The organism is Plantactinospora soyae (assembly GCF_014874095.1).
Classification (GTDB): domain Bacteria; phylum Actinomycetota; class Actinomycetes; order Mycobacteriales; family Micromonosporaceae; genus Plantactinospora; species Plantactinospora soyae.
The window spans coordinates 6,293,372-6,313,804 of sequence record NZ_JADBEB010000001.1; the positions used below are offsets into that span (position 1 = coordinate 6,293,372).

General features: G+C 70.3%; 15 protein-coding genes. 9 read left to right on the top strand and 6 right to left on the bottom strand.

The annotated features are described in order from the left end of the window. Nucleotides 1-63: 63 nt before the first annotated feature. Both H4W31_RS27455 and H4W31_RS44445 read left to right on the top strand, forming a co-directional pair. Complete coding sequence (locus H4W31_RS27455; protein ID WP_192769277.1) at nt 64-2,160, top strand: MMPL family transporter; 2,097 nt, start codon at nt 64-66, stop codon at nt 2,158-2,160. A 236-nt stretch (nt 2,161-2,396) separates the two neighbouring features. Beyond that, complete coding sequence (locus H4W31_RS44445; protein WP_318783434.1) at nt 2,397-3,137, top strand: D-Ala-D-Ala carboxypeptidase family metallohydrolase; 741 nt, start codon at nt 2,397-2,399, stop codon at nt 3,135-3,137. A gap of 264 nt (nt 3,138-3,401) precedes the next feature. On the opposite strand, the gene H4W31_RS27465 is transcribed toward H4W31_RS44445, so the two are convergent. Further along, nucleotides 3,402-4,340 (bottom strand): hypothetical protein, encoded by a 939-nt coding sequence (locus H4W31_RS27465; RefSeq protein ID WP_192769279.1) that lies wholly within the window; start codon nt 4,338-4,340, stop codon nt 3,402-3,404. Between the two features lie 500 nt (nt 4,341-4,840). On the opposite strand from H4W31_RS27465, the gene H4W31_RS27470 reads away from it, so the two are divergent. Beyond that, nucleotides 4,841-6,142 (top strand): alpha/beta hydrolase family protein, encoded by a 1,302-nt coding sequence (locus tag H4W31_RS27470; protein ID WP_225945712.1) that lies wholly within the window; start codon nt 4,841-4,843, stop codon nt 6,140-6,142. 33 nt (nt 6,143-6,175) lie between these two features. On the opposite strand, the gene H4W31_RS27475 is transcribed toward H4W31_RS27470, so the two are convergent. Further along, nucleotides 6,176-6,802: a TetR/AcrR family transcriptional regulator gene (locus tag H4W31_RS27475; protein WP_192769280.1), complete on the bottom strand. Its 627-nt coding sequence runs from the start codon at nt 6,800-6,802 to the stop codon at nt 6,176-6,178. Nucleotides 6,803-6,854: 52 nt separating this feature from the next. Between H4W31_RS27475 and H4W31_RS27480 the strand changes: the two genes are divergently transcribed. Next, the gene (locus H4W31_RS27480; protein WP_318783435.1) at nt 6,855-7,304 is read left to right on the top strand and encodes an SRPBCC family protein; all 450 of its coding nucleotides are present in this window, start codon (nt 6,855-6,857) and stop codon (nt 7,302-7,304) included. Nucleotides 7,305-7,401: 97 nt separating this feature from the next. Here H4W31_RS27480 and H4W31_RS27485 read toward each other — a convergent pair whose 3' ends face one another. Further along, nucleotides 7,402-10,482, bottom strand: coding sequence for an AfsR/SARP family transcriptional regulator (locus tag H4W31_RS27485; protein WP_192769282.1), 3,081 nt, complete (start codon nt 10,480-10,482; stop codon nt 7,402-7,404). A gap of 303 nt (nt 10,483-10,785) precedes the next feature. Between H4W31_RS27485 and htpG the strand changes: the two genes are divergently transcribed. Together htpG and H4W31_RS27495 are read left to right on the top strand one after the other, a co-directional pair. Next, entirely contained in the window at nt 10,786-12,699 is a 1,914-nt protein-coding gene (gene htpG, locus H4W31_RS27490; protein ID WP_192769283.1) for a molecular chaperone HtpG, read from the top strand. Between the two features lie 101 nt (nt 12,700-12,800). Then, nucleotides 12,801-13,754 carry a diacylglycerol/lipid kinase family protein gene (locus tag H4W31_RS27495; RefSeq protein ID WP_192769284.1) on the top strand — a complete coding sequence of 318 codons (954 nt, stop codon included), beginning with the start codon at nt 12,801-12,803 and terminating at the stop codon, nt 13,752-13,754. 15 nt (nt 13,755-13,769) lie between these two features. Here H4W31_RS27495 and H4W31_RS27500 read toward each other — a convergent pair whose 3' ends face one another. Both H4W31_RS27500 and H4W31_RS27505 read right to left on the bottom strand, forming a co-directional pair. Then, nucleotides 13,770-14,483 (bottom strand): hypothetical protein, encoded by a 714-nt coding sequence (locus H4W31_RS27500; protein ID WP_192769285.1) that lies wholly within the window; start codon nt 14,481-14,483, stop codon nt 13,770-13,772. Next, entirely contained in the window at nt 14,480-15,970 is a 1,491-nt protein-coding gene (locus H4W31_RS27505; protein WP_225947162.1) for a helix-turn-helix transcriptional regulator, read from the bottom strand. Before H4W31_RS27505 ends, H4W31_RS27500 begins: the two co-directional genes overlap by 4 nt. A 373-nt stretch (nt 15,971-16,343) precedes the next feature. Between H4W31_RS27505 and H4W31_RS27510 the strand changes: the two genes are divergently transcribed. Continuing rightward, nucleotides 16,344-16,640 carry a hypothetical protein gene (locus H4W31_RS27510; protein WP_192769287.1) on the top strand — a complete coding sequence of 99 codons (297 nt, stop codon included), beginning with the start codon at nt 16,344-16,346 and terminating at the stop codon, nt 16,638-16,640. A 29-nt stretch (nt 16,641-16,669) separates the two neighbouring features. Next, nucleotides 16,670-17,044, top strand: a complete 375-nt coding sequence (locus H4W31_RS27515; protein WP_192769288.1) for a VOC family protein — start codon at nt 16,670-16,672, stop codon at nt 17,042-17,044. Nucleotides 17,045-17,099: 55 nt separating this feature from the next. Here H4W31_RS27515 and H4W31_RS27520 read toward each other — a convergent pair whose 3' ends face one another. Further along, a complete protein-coding gene (locus H4W31_RS27520; RefSeq protein ID WP_192769289.1) occupies nt 17,100-18,119 on the bottom strand; it encodes a phosphotransferase family protein in 1,020 nt (339 codons plus the stop codon). A 225-nt stretch (nt 18,120-18,344) separates the two neighbouring features. Here H4W31_RS27520 and H4W31_RS27525 point away from each other — a divergent pair, with 225 nt between their 5' ends. Continuing rightward, nucleotides 18,345-20,423 carry a carboxypeptidase-like regulatory domain-containing protein gene (locus H4W31_RS27525; RefSeq protein ID WP_192769290.1) on the top strand — a complete coding sequence of 693 codons (2,079 nt, stop codon included), beginning with the start codon at nt 18,345-18,347 and terminating at the stop codon, nt 20,421-20,423. Nucleotides 20,424-20,433 lie beyond the last annotated feature (10 nt).

The following is a 20,433-nucleotide window of genomic DNA, read 5'->3' on the forward strand; positions in this document are numbered from 1 at the left end:
GCCCCGGCGGACGACCATCATGGCAGCTCGCGATCGGGCGGGCTATCCACATCGGAGAGTGCCATGTTACGTGCCATCACCGGGTACGCCATCCGGCGACCCGTCGTCGTCCTCACGCTCTGGCTGATCGTCCTGGCCGGTGGATTCGGCGCCGGAGCGGGGATCTTCCAACGGCTCTCGGCGGACGTCGGCGCCGTTCCGGGCAGTGAGTCGGACACCGCCCTGCACCGGTTGGCCGACGCCCCGGACGAGCCGGCCCGGCTGACCGCCCTCGTCCACGGCATGCCGGCCACCGATCCGGCGGTACGCGACAGCGTCGCGGCGGCCGTCGCCGACGTACGGGCGATGCCGGGGATAGCCGCGGTCGCCGATCCTGTTCCGTCGACGGAGACCGGGAAGGCCCTGCTGATCGTGGTCACCCTCCGGCCCGAGCGGGACGCGGACGAGGCGGCCGAGGCCGCGGCCGAGCGGCTGCACCGGATCGAGGCGCCCGAGGTGGTGGTCTCCGGTGGGCCGATCACCGACGCCGAGTTCAACGTGCAGGCGCAGCGGGACGTCGCGCGGGCGGAGATGGTGAGCCTGCCGGTGGTGCTGGTGTTGCTGCTGCTCGTCTTCGGCGGGCTCGTCGCGGCCGGCCTGCCGCTGGTGATCGCCGTCGTCGGGATCGGCTCGACCTTCGGCATCCTGTACGCCTTCAGCCTGGTCTCGGACGTCTCGGTCTACGCCGTACAGGTCACCACGATGCTCTCGGTCGGGTTGGCGGTGGACTACGCACTGCTGATGGTGAGTCGGTTCCGGGAGGAGCGGGCGACCGCTCCGGACGTACCGACGGCGGTCGCCCGGACCGTCGCCACCGCCGGCCGTACCGTGTTGTTCGCCGGGCTGACCGTGACGGTCGCCCTCACCGGCCTGCTGGTCTTTCCGGACCCGTTCCTCCGCTCGATGGGACTCGCCGGGGCGGCGGTGGTCGCGGTCGACATGGTCGCGGCGCTCACCCTGCTGCCCGCCCTGCTGGTGCTGCTGGGCCGGCGGATTCCGGCCGCGAAGCCGCGTACCAGGGCCGGGGTGTTCGCCGCCGTGGCCCGGGTGGTGCAGCGCCGGCCGGTGCTGACCCTGGTCGCCACCGTCGGGGTGCTGGCCACGCTGGCCATCCCGGTCCTGGACCTGCGACTGTCCCCCGGGGACGCGCGACTGCTGCCCACCAGCACCGAGACCCGCCGGATGTGGGACGCGTCCACCGTCCACTTCCCGGAACACACCGCGCCGAACGACATCGTGGTGGTGGCGTCCACGCCGTCGGACGACCCGGAACTGGCCAGCCTGCGGGACCGGGTCGCGGCCGTCGCGGGGGTCACCGGGGTCGAGGTGGTGTCGGCGGGGCCGGAGCTGACCGTGCTGCGGGCGGCCCCGGGGGCGCGACCGGAGCAGGACGCGGCGGCGGAGACGGTGGCCGCGATCCGGGCCCTGCCGGCGCCGTTCGAGGTCGTGGTCACCGGTGAGGCCGCCCGGCTGGTCGACTACCGACAGATGCTCGCCGAGCGGCTGCCCTGGGCGATCCTGGTGGTCGTGCTCGCCACCCTGGTGCTGCTGTTCGCGCTCACCGGCTCGGTGCTGCTGCCGGTCAAGGCGGTGCTCACCAACGTGCTGAGCCTCGGCGCCGCCCTCGGGGTGGTGGTCTGGGTCTTCCAGCAGGGCCATCTGGCCGGCCTGTTCGGCACGGTACGTCTCGACGCGACCCACCTGACCATCCCCGTACTGGTCGGCGCCATCGCCTTCGGGCTCTCCGTCGACTACGAGGTCTTCCTGCTGTCCCGGATCCGGGAGCGCTGGCTGGCCGGGGCCGATCCGCAGCAGGCGGTGGCGGAGGGCCTCCAGCGGACCGGCGCGATCGTCACCTCGGCGGCGCTGTTGCTGGTGGTGGTCTTCGCCGGATTCCTGATCGGCGGGTTCGCGCCGATCAAGGCGATCGGTCTGGGACTGGTGCTGGCGATCGCCCTGGACGCCACCATCGTCCGGATGCTGCTGGTGCCGGCGACGATGACGCTGCTGGGCCGGTACAACTGGTCCGCGCCGGCCCCGCTGCGCCGGTTGCACCAGCGGTTCGGCACGCGGGAGGACGAACCGGCGGCGCCCCGGCCGGCCCCGGTGCCCGTCCGTTAGCCGGCGGCCCACGCCCGCCCGACGTTCACCGTCCCGTCGTTCACCGTCCCGTCGTTCCCCGTCCCGTCGTTCCCCGTCCCGTCGTCCCTCATACCGGGCGGCGGGGCGGTGAACGTCGTCCGCCGAACAGGTGAAGAAAACCGCCGTCACTGAAAAGGACGCTGGTAAATATTGACACGCGATCGAGGGACAGCCATCCTCGTCGATATTCACCCCCGCTCGGTATGGAGGACCCCTTGTTCAGACGTACCGTCAGATTCGTCGCGGCGCTCACCCTCGCCGCCGCCGCAACGCTCGTCGCGACCGTGACGACCGCCGCCCCCGCGCAGGCCGACGGCTGCTACACCTGGGGCCGGCAGCTCTCCGAGGGCATGACCGGCGAAGACGTCCGGCAGTTGCAGATCCGGGTCGCCGGTTACCCCGGCAACAACGCCGTACTGGGCATCGACGGCGCCTTCGGACCGGCCACGCGCTCCGCCGTCATCCGCTTCCAGCAGGCCTACGGTCTCGGCGCGGACGGCATCGCCGGGCCGCTGACGTTCAACCGGATCTACGCTCTCCAGGACGACGACTGCACGCCGATCAACTTCAACTACGCCGAGTTCAACGACTGCAACTCGGACTGGTCCGGCGGCGCGGTCTCGGCCTCGACCGCCCGGTTCAACGCCCTGGTCAACATGTGGAAGCTCCAGGCCATGCGGCACGCCCTCGGCGACCAGCAGATCCGGGTCACCAGCGCGTTCCGTAGCCACGCCTGCAACAACGCCGTCGGCGGCTCGGCCAGCAGCCGGCACCTCTACGGCGACGCGGTCGACCTCGGCGCCAGCCCGCACAGCCTGTGCCGGCTCGCCCAGCAGGCCCGCAACCACGGCTGGCGGGAGATCCTCGGCCCCGGCTACCCCGGGCACAGCGACCACACGCACGTCGCGCACAAGTCCAGCCGTACCTGGTCGGCCAGTTCCTGCGGCGTCTCCTGACCCATGCGCGGGTGCCCGTCGGCGGCGGGGCGGGCACCAGCCGCAGGTGTCAGGGTGTCTGCGGGGTCAGGGTGTGGTGGCGAGCCACCTTTGACCGGCGTTACGAACGCCCCTCGGTCATGGGCAGACCTCGACGAACGGCGCGTCGTCGGTGACGAGCTCCACTCGTACTTCACCGCGTACACCGTTCCGTGCTATCCGGACGGCTACGCCCGCGGACCAGGATCGGTCGGCGGGCGTAGCGGACTACGGGATCGGACGGGGTCAGCCGGTGCAGTTGGGTACTGCTGGAGCGCTGCCGACACAGTTGCTCAGGGTGTTGGCGCTGATCGGTGAACTGGTGGTGGTCATGGTGCCGTTCTGGCGGCTGACGCCCCCGGCACCGAGCACCGCATGGTTGGTGGTCACGGCGGTCTGGGTGAGGGTGGTCGCGGTGGAGTTGAGCGCGGCAATGCCGCCGCCGCTGACCGCCGCGGTGTTGCCGGTGATGAACATCGGACTGCCGGAGACGCCGGTCGTGGTCAGGGTGCCTCTGCGGCCGTTGTAGATGCCGCCGCCGTTGAGTAGGGCGCTGTTGTTGGATACCGGAGACCTGGTAAAGGTCGCAGCGGGCGCGGTGCCGGAGGGGGTGTCGACGTTGGCCAACCCGCCGCCGTTGAGCGTCGCGCTGTTGCCATACAGACTGCTTCCGGTGAGGGTTACCGCACCGCGGTTCAGGATTGCGCCGCCATTACCGACCGCACTGCCGTTGGTAAATGTCACCGCCGTCGTGAGCGTGAGATTTCCAGTGGTAGCCACCTCCGCGATGCGGAATGGCAGCAGTGATACGCGGGCAACGGTCGCGGGCCCGATCATCTCGATCGGAGTGGTGATCACCGGCAACGCGTTGGTGAGCCCGCCATGGCTGGAGGTCATCCGGTAGGTACAGCCGGACGCCAGGACGAGGGTGTCGCTGGTCGGGGTGGAATTGGCCAGGTTGATCGCCGTGACGAGGGCGTTCTGGCTGCATGCCACGGGAATCGTGGCAGCCCACGCCGCGGGGGTGAGGGTGGCCAGGCTCCCGGCCACAACGGCGACGCCGAGCAGGGCCTGGCTGATGATACGTGTGCGTCTGATGACGCCTTCTCTCCTGATACAGGATAGGAGCGGCCCGCGAACAATGCGGTGCGCCCGGAAGAACATGCCGCGATGCCAGCTTTCCATCAGTATCGCGAAGTACTCCCGACTCGTCGATCAAGGCGGACATTCTTCCGCCATCGAGGTCTGGGATGACAATATGTCGACCCTACCGTTCCTTCATAAAAAGGTCAACCTGCGATTTTCGGATGAGTGGGTATTGGAAAGTGGTCAGGTAAACAGGTTGGTCCCATATTTATTTGCAAAAGCCGCGTTGCGGCTGGTCAGGCAATTGCGTGCTGATCACGGTGACCCGAAAAGCTCGCGTCGGGAGCGAAGGAGGGCCAGGGTTGGGGTGCGCGCTGCTGTCACCGCTGCCTGGCCGGGCCGCCGCACTGTACGGGTGCCGCACGGCGGGCACGAGGACCTCCCCTACGGGGCGGTTGAGCTGTTGGTCGGGTGGCTCGATGACCGTTTCTCGGCGCCACCTGGCGGGCTCGCGCTCCACGCCCCTGAGATTTCTCCGGGTCCGACCGGCCACCTTCGACAGATGTGGCCGGTCGGGCCGCCGCGACAGGCTTCCGGGTATGCGAACACTTTCTCGACGATGGCTACTGGGCGGGCTCGCGGCGCTGGTGGCGGTGTCGGCGACGTCCGCCGCACCGGCCGCGCTCGCCCGTACCGGGCCGTCGGCCTCCGGCCCGACCGGCTCGTCGGCGCCCGACCGCATCCCGCCGCTGCGGCTGAGCCTGCCCGAGCCGACCGGCCGGTACCCGATCGGCACCACCGAACTGCACGTGGTCGACACCGACCGGCCCGATCCCTGGGTCGACGGCCGGCCCAGGGAACTGATGCTGACCGTCTGGTACCCGGCCTCGTCCTCCACCGGCGGGAGGCTGGCGCCGTACCTGTCGCCGTCGGCGGCACCTCGGCTCGGGGAGCGGATCGCCGGGCTGCTCGGACTCCCCGCCGACCAGGTCGACTGGGCGGGGGTCAGCACGCACGCCCGGTCCGGAGTGCCGGTACGGCCGCGTCCGGGTGGGCATCCGGTCGTCCTCTTCTCGCCCGGCGGGGAGGAGCCCCGGGCGGGCGGCACGATCCTGGTCGAGGAGCTGGCCAGCCAGGGGTACGTCGTGGTGACCGTGGACCACACGTACGAGACGCCGGCGGTCGAGTTTCCGGGAGGTCGGGTCGAGACGCAGCAGTTGCCCGAGATCGATCCGACCGAACTCAACCACCGGGTGTTGGGAACCCGGGTGCTGGACACCCGGTTCGTTCTCGACCAACTCGCGGTCCTCGCCGGTGGCGGCAATCCCGACGCCGGAGGGCGGCACCTACCGCGCGGTCTCGGTGCCGGGCTCGACCTGTCCCGGGTCGGGATGTTCGGCCACTCTGCCGGCGGCTTCACCTCGGCCGAGACGATGCTCGTCGACCGGCGGCTCGACGCCGGAGCCGATCTGGACGGCAGCATGGCGTACAGCTTCTCCGCGAACGACTTCGGCGACGTGGTCGAACGCGGGCTCGACCGACCGTTCCTGTTGATGGGCGCGGGGCTGAGCAGCGGCGTTCCGCACACCCACCAGCACTCCCGGGACTGGGCGGGCTTCTGGGCGAACTCCACCGGCTGGCAGCGGGACCTGTACGTAGCCGACGGCGAGCACTTCAGTTTCACCGACTACCAGCACCTGGTGCCGCAGCTCGGTGCGGTGTTCGACCTGCCGCAGGAGGTCGTGACCGGTGCGATCGGCACGGTCGACCCGGACCGCCTGGTCGGATCGCTGCGGGCGTACCTCACCGCGTTCTTCGACCAGCACCTGCGGGGTCGGCCGCAGCACCTGCTCCAGAACCCGTCGCCGCGACACCCCGACATCACCTTCGTCCGGCCGTAACCCGTCCGGACCGGGCGATCCGGATCCGGACGGTCAGGACCGGGCGCGTCCGGTCGTCGGCGGTGAGTCGTCGGCGACCGGACGTACCCGGGTCGGGATCGGCAGCCCGGCCTCGTATCCGACGGCGAACGTCTCCAGCGCCGCGTCGGTGCCGGCCCGGTCGCCGGTGGCGAGCAGGTCGAGGAGCAGTCCACGGATCACCGCGAGGCCGAGCCGGGCGTGGGTCCGGGCCACCTCGGCGGGTACCTGCCAGCGCGCGGCCAGCTCGACGTTGAGGTCGAGCCAGTTGTCCACCAGGCCCTCGAGCAGTGGCGCCGTGCCGGGGTGGCCCTGCACCGCCTGGCCGTACATCTCGAAGAACAGCCGCTCGTACGGCCACAGCGCCGGGTCGGCCAGCCGGTGCCACATCGCCCGGATGGTGTCGGCCAGCGAGGTGGCCGGATCGAGGTCCAGGGTGGCCAGGGCGGCCCGCTGTCGGGCCTCCACCTCGCGGACCACCTCGACGAGGAGTCCCTCCTTCGAGCCGAAGTGGTAGATCAGCATCCGGTGGCTGGTACCGATGCCGGCGGCCAGTCCGCGCAGGGTCAGCGCGCCGACGCCGTGCTCCGCGATGTGGTCGACGGCGCGGGACAGCAGGTGTCCTCGAAGCTCTCCAGCCATGTACCATACGGTACATGTACCACCTGGTACAGGAGCGGGAAGAGGTGCTGAGGTGGGGCGTCAACAGATCGACGTACGGGTGCGCAGTGCGGCCAGCCCGGCCGCGGTCCACGCGTTGCTGCGGGACGGGGCGGGCTGGCCCACCTGGTCACCGATCGATTCCTTCGAACTGGAGCGGCCGGGCCCGGACGAGCCGGAGGGGGTGGGTGCGATCCGGATCTTCCGCACCGGCCGGACGACCAGCCGGGAACGCGTGGTCGAGCGGGTGCCGGACCGCCGGTTCAGTTACGAACTCCTCTCCGGACTGCCGATCCGCGACTACCGGGCCGACGTCGACCTCACCCCGGACGACGGCGGCACCCTGATCCGTTGGCGCTCCTCGTTCTCGGCCACGGTGCCCGGCACCGGCTGGATCTACCGGCGGGCGCTGGGCCGCTTCATCAGGCAGACCGCCGAAGGCCTGGCCAGCCACGCCGCCGCCCGCGCCGCCCATCCCGCCTGACCGGACCAGCCCGCCCGGCGATCCGCCTCGGGGCGCCCGGACCCTCCGGCCCAGCCAGCCACCGCCGCTCCCGCCCGGACGTGTCCGCGTTCCGCGCTCAGGTGGGGGCAGGCTGGGCCGGCAGCTTGGGCAGCAGCACGGCGACCCGGGCCGCGGCCGGTTCGTTGTCGAGCTGGCGGAACAGCGCGTACGCGCCGGACCACGCCGTCCCGGCGGCAGCGTGGTCGCCGACGCTGGCGTAGGCGTGCCCGAGCACGGTCAGCGCCCGGGCCCGGAGGAAGTGGAACCGTAGGTCCCCGAGCAGTTGGAGAACCCGGCGGAGCAGCGCCACGGCCCGCGCCGCCCGGCCGTCGATCAACTCCAGTTCGCCGAGCCCGGCCAGGGACACCGCCTCACCGAATGCCAGACCGTCGACCTGACTGCGGGCCAGGGCCGTCTCCAGGGTGTGCCGGGCGGACGGGTGGCCGTCCAGGGCGTAGACGTGGCCGAGCCGGGCCAGCGCGTACGTCTCCTGGACCTGGTCACCGGTCTCCCGGGCGACGGCGACCGCCTGCCGCAGGTACGTCCGGCCGGGCTCGGGCCGCCCCAGCTCACGGTAGGTCAGGCCGAGCAGGGTGAGCGCGGTGCTCTCGTCGCGGCGGGCGCCCATGCTGCGGGCCAGGTCGAGATAGCGGTGGCCCAGGTCCCGGGTGACATCGTCGAGTCCCTGTTCCCGGCTGATGATTGCGCGCTGTGCCAGGGCGTGGCACTCGCCGAGCCGGTAACCGGCGGCGGCGGAGATGGACAGCGCCTCGGCGAGCAGCGGCGCCGCCTCCCGGTGCCGACCGGTGATCCGGTACACGTCGGCGCACAGCCACAGCGAGTCGGCCACCCCGCGCGGCTCGTCGACCAGCCGGAAGATCCGTAGGGCCGCCTCGGCGGCGTCGAGCTTCTCCCGCAGTTCGGCACCGCGCCGCGAGGTCCACAGGTCGGCGAGGTTGCGGAGCAGCACCGCCTCGCCCCGGCGTTCCCCGGCGCGCCGGCACGCGCGGAGCGCCGCCTCGTGCGCCTGCCGCGCCTCGTCGTGCATTCCCCGCAGCTCGTAGAACACCTGCGCCGACGCGGCGAGGTTCCAGGCTATGCCGGTCAGCTCCAGATCGGCCGCCTGGTAGATCGAGGCGACCAACGCGACCCGCTCGCGCTCGAACCAGGAGACCGGGTCGCCGACCGACCCCACCTCGGGCGTCGGTCGCCAGCGCCGGGCGGGGCCACGGATCGGCGCCAGCGTCCGGGTCGGCAGCAGGGCGTCGGCCGCCTCCGCCTCGGCCAGCCAGGCGCCGAACGCCCGTTCCAAGGCGGCAAGCCGGACCTCCTCCGGCTCCTCCTCGGCGGCGCGTTCCCGGGCGAAGAGCCGGACGAGGTCGTGCATGCCGTACCGGGGCCCGTCGGCGGCTGGATCGGCCACCGACGGGAAGTCCGTGGGTGTCCCCGGCAGCAGTTCCAGCAGGGACGCGTCGACCAGCGACTCCAACAGTCTCTCGGCCTCAGGCGGCGGCACGTCGAGCATCGCCGCACCTATCCAGGCCGGTACGTCGGGGGCGTCGAGCAGGCTCAACAGCCGGAGCATCCGCCGGGCCGGCTCGGCCAGGGCCCGGTAGCTGAGGCCGAGGCTGGCCCGTACCTCCAGGTCGTCGGTGGCGAGTTCGTCGAGCCGGTTCAGTTCGTCACGCAGTCGTTCGGCGAGCTGGGCGAGGCGCCAGTGCGGCCGCGCGGCGAGCCGGGCCGCCGCGATGCGTACGGCGAGCGGCAGGTACCCGCACAGCCGGGCGATCTCGGCCACCGCCTCCGGCTCGGTGGCGACACGTCCGGAGCCGACGATCCGGTCGAGCAGCCCGACGGCCTCGGCCGGCTCGAACGTCGCCAGTCCCAGCTGGGCCGCACCCTCCAGCCCGGTCAGTCGCTGCCGGCTGGTGACGATGACCGCACCCGCCGCACCCCCAGGCAACAGCGGGCGGACCTGGGCAGCCGATCTGGCGTCGTCGACCACGACGAGCAGCTCCCGGTCGTGGACCGCGTCGCGGAACTGGCCCGCGCGCTCCTCAACGGTGTCGTAGTGCAGGTTGTCGGGCACCCCGAGCACCCGCAGGAAGCGCCCCAGCACGGCGAGCGGGTCGACCGGGTCCGGCCAACTGCCCCGCAGGTCGGCGTAGAGCTGGCCGTCCGGGTACCGCTGCCGCAGCCGGTGTGCCACGTACCAGGCCAGGCTGGACTTGCCCACTCCGGCCGGGCCGGAGAGCGCGATGACCCGGAGCCGCTCGGACGGCCCGGTGAGGCTGCTCTCCAGCCATCCGACGGCCCGGCGCCGGCCGGTGAAGTCGGCGACCGTCGGCGGCAGTTGGTGGGGCCGCTGCGGCTGCGGTTCGGCCGGGCCCGCCGTCCCCCGGCCGGTGCCGGCCGGGCTGGTCAGCCCGGGATCGTTGTGCAGCATCCGCAGGTGTAGCTGTTGTAGTTCGGGGCCGGGATCGACGCCCAGGGTGTCGGCCAGGCGGTGTCGCAGTCGGGCATAGTGGTCCAGCGCGTCGGCCTGCCGTCCGCTGCGGTAGAGGGCGAGCAGGAGCTGCCCGGCCAGGCGTTCGTCGAGCGGCTGTTCGGCTGCCCGCCGGGTCAGCTCCGGGAGCAGTTCTCCGTGCAGGCCCCGCCGGAGCGCGATGTCGCACCGGTCGAGTTCGACCGCGAACCGCTCCTGGCCGAGCGCCTCCCGCAGCGCACTGAGCCAGGGGGTCTCCAGATGCGCGAACGCCTCGCCCCGCCACAGCCCCAGCGCCTCGTCGAACAGCGGCAGCGCCGCGGCGTCGTCCTCGGTGTTCCGGGCCTGCCGGACCAGCCGGCGGAAGCGGTGCAGGTCGACGGCGTCCGGCGGAACGGTGAGCAGGTACCCGCCCGAGCGTCGGGTAACCGTCACCCCGGCGGCGGGGGAGAGGCGCTGCCGCAGCCGGGACAGGTAGCTGTAGAGGCTCTCCCGGGCCCTCTGCGGTCGACGGTCGGCCCAGACCCGGTCCAGGAGCTGCTCCACCGAGACGATTTCGTTCGCGTCGACGAGGAGGGCCACCAGGACACACCGCTGCCGGGCGGGCCCCGACTCGACCCGGACTCCGTCGACCTGGACGTCGACATCGCCGAGCAGCCGAAACTCCAGCACCGTCTGCGAACCTCCACCCGGTCAGGGCGAACCTGCCCTCTAGTCGCTCGGCGAGCGGATTCCAGGATCACACAATGCCAGCGGGCGGAAGATCGACGGGGCGGGTCGTCCCACATGGCAATCGTGGCACATCGACGCCGGAGCGTCGGATCACCGTCCGATCAACCGAGTACCGGTGTTCGTGGTTGTCGCACCCGGTCAATTACTATGGCGCCGGCTAAGGCGCCAGCGCAGGTCCGGTACGGGTCCTGATCGGGGCGTCGGGCCGTTGTCGGCGACGAGGGCACTTTGTGGAGGAGTCACATGAGCACCGGGACTGAGACTTTCGAGTTCCAGGCCGAGGCGCGTCAGCTTCTGCAGCTGATGGTTCATTCGATCTATTCGAACAAGGACATCTTCCTGCGGGAACTCATTTCGAACGCCTCCGACGCGCTGGACAAAGTGCGGCTGGCCGCCTTCGCCGACAAGGATCTGGCGGTCGACACCTCCGACCTGCACATCGACCTGGAGATCGACTCCGAGGCGCGTACGCTCACCGTCCGGGACAACGGGGTCGGCATGTCCCGGGACGAGGTGATCATCCTCATCGGCACCATCGCCAAGTCCGGTACGGCGGAACTGATGCAGAAGATCAGGGAGTCGAAGGACGCGGCCGGCTCGCAGGAACTGATCGGGCAGTTCGGCGTCGGCTTCTACTCCAGCTTCATGGTCGCCGACAAGGTCACCCTGCTGACCCGGCGTGCGGGTGAGGACACCGCGACCCGGTGGGAGTCCGACGGCGGGGCCACCTATGTGATCGAGACGGTGGACGACGCCCCGCAGGGCACCGCCGTCACCCTGCACCTCCGGCCGGAGGACAAGGACGACCAGCTGTTCGACTACACGGCCGGCTGGAAGGTCAGGGAGATCGTCAAGCGCTACTCCGACTTCATCGCCTGGCCGATCAGGATGGCCGTCGAGCGGACCGACAACGACGGCAACACGACGTCCGAGATCCAGACGCTCAACTCGATGAAGGCGCTCTGGGCGCGGTCGAAGGACGACGTCAAGGAAGACGAGTACAAGGAGTTCTACCGGCACCTGAGCCATGACTGGTCCGACCCGCTGGAGATCATCCATATGCGGGCCGAGGGGACGTTCGAATACGAGAGCCTGCTCTTCATTCCGTCCCGCGCCCCGTTCGACCTGTTCACGCGCTCGGCCAAGCGCGGCGTCCAGTTGTACGTCAAGCGGGTGTTCATCATGGACGACTGCCAGGAACTCATGCCGGAGTACCTGCGCTTCGTCAAGGGTGTGGTGGACGCCCAGGACCTGTCGCTCAACATCTCCCGGGAGATCCTCCAGCAGGACCGGCACATCCAGCTGATGCGCCGCCGCCTGGTCAAGAAGGTGTTGTCGACGGTCAAGGGCATCATGGCCAGTGACGCCGAGCGTTATCAGACGTTCTGGTCCGAGTTCGGTCGTGCGGTCAAGGAAGGGCTGCTCGACGACCACGACAACCAGAAGACGATCCTCGACATCAGCTCCTTCGCCTCGACCCGCGACCAGGACGAGTTGACCACCCTCGCGCAGTACGTCGAGCGGATGAAGGACGGCCAGACCGAGATCTACTACTCGACCGGCGAATCGCGCTCGACGATCGAGAACTCGCCGCACCTGGAGGCGTTCCGGGCCAAGGGCTACGAGGTGCTGCTGCTCACCGACCCGGTCGACGAGATGTGGGTCCAGTCGGTCCAGGACTACGACGGCAAGCGGTTCCAGTCGATCGCGAAGGGCCAGGTCGACCTCGACACCGAGGAGGAGAAGGCCAACGCCGGTCCGGAGCGCGAGCAGCAGGAGAAGGACTTCGCCGAGCTGCTCTCCTGGATGACGGACCAACTCGGCGAGAACGTCAAGGAGGTACGGCTCTCGTCCCGGCTGACCACCTCGCCGGCCTGCATCGTCGGCGATGCCCAGGACATGACTCCGACCCTGGAGAAGATGTACCGGGCGATGGGGCAGGAGATGCCGACCGTCAAGCGGATCCTGGAGCTGAACCCCACACATCCGCTGGTGACCGGGCTGCGGGAGGCACACGGGCAGCGCAAGGAGGACGCCTCGGTGGCCGAGACCGCGGAGCTGCTCTACGGGATGGCGCTGCTGGCCGAGGGCGGCGAACTGAGCGATCCGGCCCGGTTCACCCGGCTGCTCGCCGACCGGCTGGCCCGTACCCTCTGATCTTCGCCGACGGGTCGGCCCCGCACACCGGGGCCGGTCCGTCGCGGCGGTCGGCCCGGTCCCGGCGTGGAAGGCCCGACCGCTGGGTATAGATCCCAGCCATGAGCACCCTGCTGACCGACTCCTCCGCCACCGCTGCGACCCCGGGACCCGAACCGACACCCGTGCCGGTCGGCCGGGTCGCGGTCGTCGCCCATCGCAAGAAGGTCCTCGGCGGGGGCCTGGACGAGCTGCGTTCCCGGTTGCGCGGCGCCGGGGTCGAGGATCTGCTCTGGTACGAGGTGCCGAAGAGTCGCAAGGCGCCGAAGAAGGTCCGTAAGGCGCTCAAGGAGGGCGCCGAGCTGATCTTCGTGTGGGGCGGGGACGGGATGGTGCAGCGCTGCGCCGACGCGCTGGCCGGCTCGGATACCACCCTGGCGATCCTGCCCGCCGGTACGGCGAACCTGCTCGCCACTAACCTGGGCATTCCGGCCGATCTGCCCGAAGCACTCCAGATCGGGCTGACCGGGCCGCGTCGGGCGATCGACCTCGGCCGGCTGAACGGCGAGCACTTCGCGGTGATGGCCGGCGCCGGCTTCGACGGCGAAATGATCCGGGACGCGGACCGTGAACTCAAGGACAAGCTCGGCCGGCTGGCGTACGTCTGGACCGGGCTGCGGCACGTCCGGAGCGAGACCACGCGGCTGCGGATAACGGTGGACGGAGACGAGTGGTTCGACGGCGAGGCGAGCTGCGTGCTGTTCGGCAACGTCGGCACGGTCACCGGTGGGATTCCCGCGTTCGACGACGCCCGTCCCGACGACGGCTGCCTGGAGGTGGGTGTGGCGACCGCCAGCGGGGTGCTGGAGTGGGCCCGCACGCTCGGCCAGATGGCCGTGGGCCGGTCCGACGAGTCGCCGTTCGTCCGGATCACCCGGGGGCGCAAGATCGACGTCAGGTTCGCCGAACCGATGACGTACGAGCTGGACGGGGGAGCGCGGGACCGGGTGAAGCGGCTGAAGGCCCGGGTCGTACCGGCGGGGTTGACCCTCTGCGTACCCGAGCGGCGTCCCTGATCCGCCGCCCGCCGGCTACAGCCGTCTGACCTCGGCGCTCGCCGCCAGCATCTTGGCGCTCGTCTGGAGGCAGAGGCCGTACGCGCAGAAGAACGAGTCCTCCAGGCCCGCGTTCAACCGACCCGTGTCCCGGGTACGGGTCATCGCGACGAAGTCGTCGATGTCGGCCCACACGAGTGGGTTGTACGACGCGGTCAACGCCGGGACGTGGTCGTCGCCCTTTCTCAGCCGTACCAGGGCGTTGAACATGGTCAGGCTCTCGGTGACCGCGCTTCCGTCGGTCTGCTCGCCGATCACGCTGATGCCCTGGAAAGCGGTGAGTGCCTCCACGTCGAAGTGGACCTCACCGCGCTCCTGGGCGTCGGAAAGGCCCAACTTGCGGCTGAAGATGTTCGCCACCTCATCCCGAAGATCGTGTCGTCCGGGGGTGGACGAGCTTCGGTAGGTCCGGAGGTGCCACAGCCAGCTTCTCGCGATCGCCGGTTGTACCCGCCGCGTCGGCACGCTCGCCACGTTCTGGTGTGTCCGGTTGGCCTTCGGGTCCCGAACCCCGACCAGGATCTCGGGGCGACTCTTCGACTCACGCAGCACGGTCAGCGCGAGAACCGGCGGATAGCTGCCGAGGGGCCGGTGGAGCCCGGGCAGGAGCTTGCTTCCGCCCCAGGTCTGCGCACCGGGCCGGGTGGCGGCGAACCTGAGCCGGGAACGGATGCCTTCGCCGACCATCATCGCCCCGCCACTCCCAGACTCTCCATCAGTGGGAGGAGGAAGCCACCGTCCCGGGCCATCACGAGGAAGCTGTTCAGGCGTGAACTCTCGGCGATGTCGTCGATGCCGATGACCTCGCTGTCGGCGGTCGCGGAGAGGACGTCCAACTCCGGCTCCGCGCCAGTGGGATCGAGTTCGAGGGCGAAGACGTGCGGAGCCACGGCCGCGCGGGGCCGTCCACCCGCCGCCGGTTTATGGATCAATCGCAGGTCGGTGGGGAGTTGTATCGGCCGCAGGCGCTCCGGCGCCACGTCCAGGCCGAACATCGCGAACTCGCGGGCAGCCGCGATCTGAAAGGCGAGGTCGGGTATCACGCCATCCTTGCCCCTCAGATAGTCGTTGATGTCGAGGGTCGCCGCCAGGGCGCCACGCGTCGAGCGAGCCACCTCCGGGTCGGTGCCCGCCTCGATCGACCGGGCGGCCCGGATGTCGGCATCGTCGACGTTGTTACTGAACAACGACAGGCGGCCCCGGTCGTGTCTGGCACTCGGCCGCTTGTACATGATCACCCTCGGCGCCACGCCGTAGTGCTTGCGCGGGCAGAGCGCGACGGCCAGGACGAGCGCCACGGCGAATCCTTCGTCCTCCGCGACGTCCTCCTCCTGGTCCGTACCCACCGCGAAGTAGCGGGTGAATCGCGGCTTGGTCGTGGCCTCGTCGACCCGGCACAGTGCCTCGTTGGTGCGCAGGGGCTCACGACCGGCCAGTAGGTGTGCGACATGAGCCTCAAGTCGTCCGTTGGTGTAGGTGTCGACGGTCGACATGACCGGCAACTTGCCGCCCTGCACCTTGGTCGCGATCGGCAGCGGCGGCCAGTACGCGCACTGGGTACCGGTCCTCGTACTGGCGATCACACAGGAGGTGAGGACATCGTCCGACTCGAACACCCGCAAGCTGCCGAACGGGCGGTACTCCGAGCCCTGCAGGTCTGCCAGGTGCTTGATCTGGTATTCGATGTGCCCGTACAACGGTTGGCCGCCGAAGAGCTGGCGTTCCCGTTCCACACTCGGAAAGATGATGTTGACCTCGCGGGCGTCCAACCGGGGCGAGTCGCTGCTGCTGTCGTAGATCGTTCCGAAGACGTCCAGGTCGTCCGCGACGACGATCGTGACCGACTCCAGGGCTGGCGTTTCGCGCAGCAGCCTTCGGACCACCGGGTCTCGCTGGTTGTCCGCCGTGGTTCCGGCGGTGTCACCGAGCCGGCGGACCAACGCCGCCAGTTCGGTCGTCCCCAGCACCTGGTCGAGCTGTTCGGCCTGGTCGAGCGTGAGGTCCTGCTCGCCCTTCTCGATCCGGATGATCAGGAAGCGGTTCTTGCCGATGGCGCTGCCCAGATCGGCCTGGCTGATCTTCCGCTGCTGCCGGGCTTCCCTGATCAGTTCCCGGATCTGTAACCGGAGTTCGTTGGCGCGGCCATCCCTGGGGGACGGAACGTCCGCCGTTAGCATCTCGGACACCTCGACCACCTCGGCTGACGCGGCTGGTATGTGCGGCAGGGTGTGCACGCGTACACATGCTAGCCCAGATGTTCTCGGTGGACGGTCCACTTGACGACGACTTACGGACGGCATAACGGGAGCTGGCGACGGTAGCGCAGGTCATGGACGGCAGCTGCGGGATCTTGTGATTCGAGATCGACAACGCGCGGCAGGATCGGTGACGACGTGAGTGATTTTCCGTGACTGTTGACCGCATGTGCAACGCCGCGCACACTTGACATGAACGTGCACACCTCTTCGCACAGTTGGAGATGGCCCCGTTACCGAACGGGGTGACCTCCTTCCCGCGCAGTGCCTGTGACTCAGGGCGGTGATCGCACCGATGGTGACAGACTTCGTCGCCCACCTGCCGCAGGCGTTGTCCTGGCCCTTCCTGATCGCGCTCCTCATCATGATCGTTCCGCGGGTGCTCGACCGGATCCCTGGAATCATCCGGGCCTGCACACTCCGGCGACTCGGCAAGGCTGTCGACGAGAAGGCGGACTGGCAGCGGGAGGAGACCGTCGCGCGGGTGTTGAAGCTGATGAGCGAGTTTGACCGACAGCCGGTCTCGGGCGAGCCGGACGATGCCGGAGCCGATCAGAGCGGTACTGCCGACGGGACGCCACCGAGCCCGTGACGTGCCCCCGGTCCCCTATGGTTGGCGGCATGTTGCTGCGCCACGTGACCATTGACTGTGCCGATCCGTACGAGCTGGCGGGATTCTGGAGCAAGGTGACCGGTTGGCCGGTGTCCGATGTGGACAAGCCGGGTGACGACGAGGTGCTCGTCGAGGCACCCGCACCCGTGCCGGGCCTCCTGTTCATCCGGGTTCCGGAGGCCAAGACGGTGAAGAACCGGGTCCACTTCGACTGGGTGCCGACCGAGCTGACCCGGGACGAGGAGGTGGAGCGCATCGTCGCCCTCGGTGCCAAGCTGCACGAGGACCACCGCACCGCCGAGGGGCGTGGCTGGGTCACCCTGCTCGACCCGGAGGGCAACGAGTTCTGCGTCGAGCAGGGCAAGCCCACGCCCGTCGGCTAGTCGCCGCCGTCGGCGACGACCTCGTCGGCAGCTGTCCGTACGCCTCACGAGAAGGCTAGCCGGGCTCGGGTTCGGGCTCGGTGAGCCTCTCCAGCCAGGCGCCGACCGCGCTCGCGTGCTCGGGCGCGATCCGGGGCGGACCGCCGAGGGCAGCCTGCCACCCCGGGTCAGTCGCGCCCGCCAGCGCCCGCCGCCAGGAGAGGGCCCGGCCCACCTTCGCCACCCGCAGCGCGAGCCGAACCGACCGGAGCAGTCCGGCCCGGCCACACGGTCCGGTCCACGGCTCCAGGTAGGCGTCCCGGAGCCGGGCCAGCTCCGGTCCGGTCGGATCGAACCCGAACCGGTTGGCGGCGGCGTTCAGCGTCACCAGCAGGGTGCCGAACGGATGGGCGAGACAGGCGTCGCCCCAGTCGAAGAACCGCAGTCTCTCGCCGCCGACGAAGACGTTGTCGTCGTGCAGGTCGTCGTGCTGGATCGACGGCGGCAGTCCGTCGGCGGCGAGTTCGGCACACCAACGGTCGTACTCGGGGATCAGCGCGACCAGCGCGGCCCGGACCGGCGCGGCCAGGATGACCGTCGGGTCGGCCAGCAGGTCGGCCAGGGCCGCCGGCATCCGGCCGGGCCGCAGGTCCGGTAGGCCGAGACCGACCAGCCGGTCACCGTGCGGGGCCACGAGGCGCTGCAATTCGGCGTACCTGGAGAGCAGTTCCGCCCAGCGGTCCGGGTCGGGCCGGTCGGCCATCGCCGCCCGCAGCGTCGGCCCACCATCGGGGGAGAGCAGCCAGCCCCGGTCCGGGTCGACCGCCAACGGAGGTACGACGAAGTCCGGCGCCCAGCCCGCGAGCGCCTCGACCACGGCCGCCTCGAACCCGTTGCCCGGTACGTTCGCCTTGAACCACACCACGCCGGTGCTGGTCGGCACCTGGCGCAGAATCGACCAGGCCCGGACCCGGACGGTCCGCACCGGCCCGGTGCTCCTGCCGCCGAGCGCCGCCAGCCGTTCCGCCATCCACGAGTCGCTCTCGGCACGCCAGTCCGGGGCGAGGCTCTCGTCGGCCCGAGCATCAGTTGGCACCACGTCACGCTAGTGCCCCGCTCCGGCACCGCCCAGTGATTTCCCGTCGCCATCGCCCTCGGCGGCGCCCCGACCGACGACATTGGACGGTCCGGGCGAATATCCGGGAAACCGTCGTAGCGATGATCTACTATCCCGGCGTCGGTCTGGCCGCGGGACGCGGACCGGCGCGGTCATCCACCGAAATCGGGGCGTCCCGCCTTCCACCACCACTGAGGAACCGCCATGACTTTCGTACGCCTGAGACGCGCCGCCCTGAGCGGTGCGGTCCTCGGGGCTCTTGTCCTGTCGGCCGCACCACCTGCGCTGGCCGCCGCCCCCACCGGATCGATCACCGGCCAGGTCACGACGGCCGCCGGTCAGCCCGCCGCCGACACCACCGTGGCGCTCTACTCCGGCGGTGAGAACCTGCGGGACTTCATCGGCACCACCGTCACCGAACCCGACGGTAGTTACCGGTTCGGCGGGTTGAAGACCGCGCCCTACGTCCTGAGCTTCACGCCATCCGGCGGGCCGGAGCAGTTCTACCACCGCAAGAGCGACCTCGGGGCGGCAGACGACATCGCCGTGACCGACGGGGTGGCCACGACGGTGGACGAGCAACTGCTCGCCAGCGGCACCATCACCGGGCAGATCCGCGACGCGGCGGGCACCGGGGTCCCCGATCTCCTGCTCTCCTTCACCCGGCACGACGAGTCCGGCTTCAGCTACCGCCTGACCGACGCCGACGGCCGGTATACCGTCGCCGTCCTGCCCGGCACCTACACCGTCTCCTTCCGGCCGCTGGCCGACTCGAACCAGCAGCAGTTCGTCCCGGGCAGGCTCGACGAGGAGGAGGCGAAGCGGTTCGAGGTGCCGGCGGATGGCGAGGTTGTCGCCGACGACACCGTGCTCGGCACCGGCAGCCTCGCCGGCCGGCTCAGCACCGCCGCGGGCACACCGGCGGTCGGCGCCGACGTCAGCCTCTACAGCTTCCGGGGAAATCCTGCCGGCAACGCGAGCACCGACAGCGCCGGTGACTTCAACATCACGGGGTTGCTGGCCGGCTCCTACCAGTTGTCGTACTACCACGGCGGCCTCAGCCAGTACTACAAGGGCAAGCTCGCCCCGGAACAGGCCGATCCGGTCGTCGTGACCGCGGGCGAGGAGACCCGGGTCAGCGACAGTCTGTTGGCCACCGGCTCGGTCCGGATCACGGCCGTGGACGCCGTAACCGGCAGCATCATCGGCAGGTTCTGCGTCGAGGACTGGTGCAGCAACGGCACCGGCCGGGTAACCATCCCCAACCGTCCGACGGTGCCGCAGCAGTTTCGCGTCTATACCGACAGCCCTACCTACCTGATGACCGACACCGAGTGGATCACGCCGGTGCCGAACCAGACGGTGAACATCACCGTCGCGCTCCACCGGGCAGCCCGGGTCACCGCCACGGTGCTGGACCGGGAGACCCGGCTGCCGCTGCGTGGCGTCTGCGTCACCGCGCTGTCGGTGCGGGACCCCCGGCTCCCCGACGGGCACGGAGACTGCTCGAACAGTGCCGGCGTGATGACGCTCGGCGCACTCAAGGCCGGTTCGTACCACCTGTTCGCCGACCCCATCGACGACCGCTCGTACGGCCGGCAGTGGGTGGGACCGTCGGGCGGCACCGGTGACCAGCGCTCGGCGGCGACCGTGGTGGCTGTCGCCGGAACCACCGTGGCCGGTCCCACCGTGCTACTCGACCGGGCCGGTGCGATCGGTGGCCGGGTGACGAACGAGACCGGTGCTCCGGTCGCCGACGTCCGGGTCAACCTGCTGGGCTACCAACCGGGCAGCGGTCCGCCGGACGACATCGTCACCGACTCCGACGGCCGGTACGAGGTGACCGGGCTCGGCCCGTACGCCTGGCCGTTGCTCTTCCAGCAGGACGGGTTCGGGCAGTGGTCCGGCGGCGTCGCCAACCGCCACGACGCGACTCCGGTCACGGTCACGGCCGGCGGCACCAGCGGCTACGACCTCGCTCTCCGGCCCGGGATCGAGCTGCGGGGCACGGTGCGGAGCCAGGACGGCCGGCCGCTGGGCGGCGGGCACCTGATGGTGCACAACACCGGCACCGGCGACATCATCAGTTTCACGTCGATCGGGAACGGCGCGTTCAGCCTGCCGGTGCTGCCGAACCAGTCGGTCCAGCTCAGCTACGGCATCTCCGACGGCGGACGGTATCTCAGCGGCCCGTACGTCCCGTGCTCCGGCACCGAGCCGGCGGTGTTCGCGCTGCCGGAAACCGGTCCGTTCACCATCGACATGGTGATCTGCACTCGCTGACCGGCGAGCG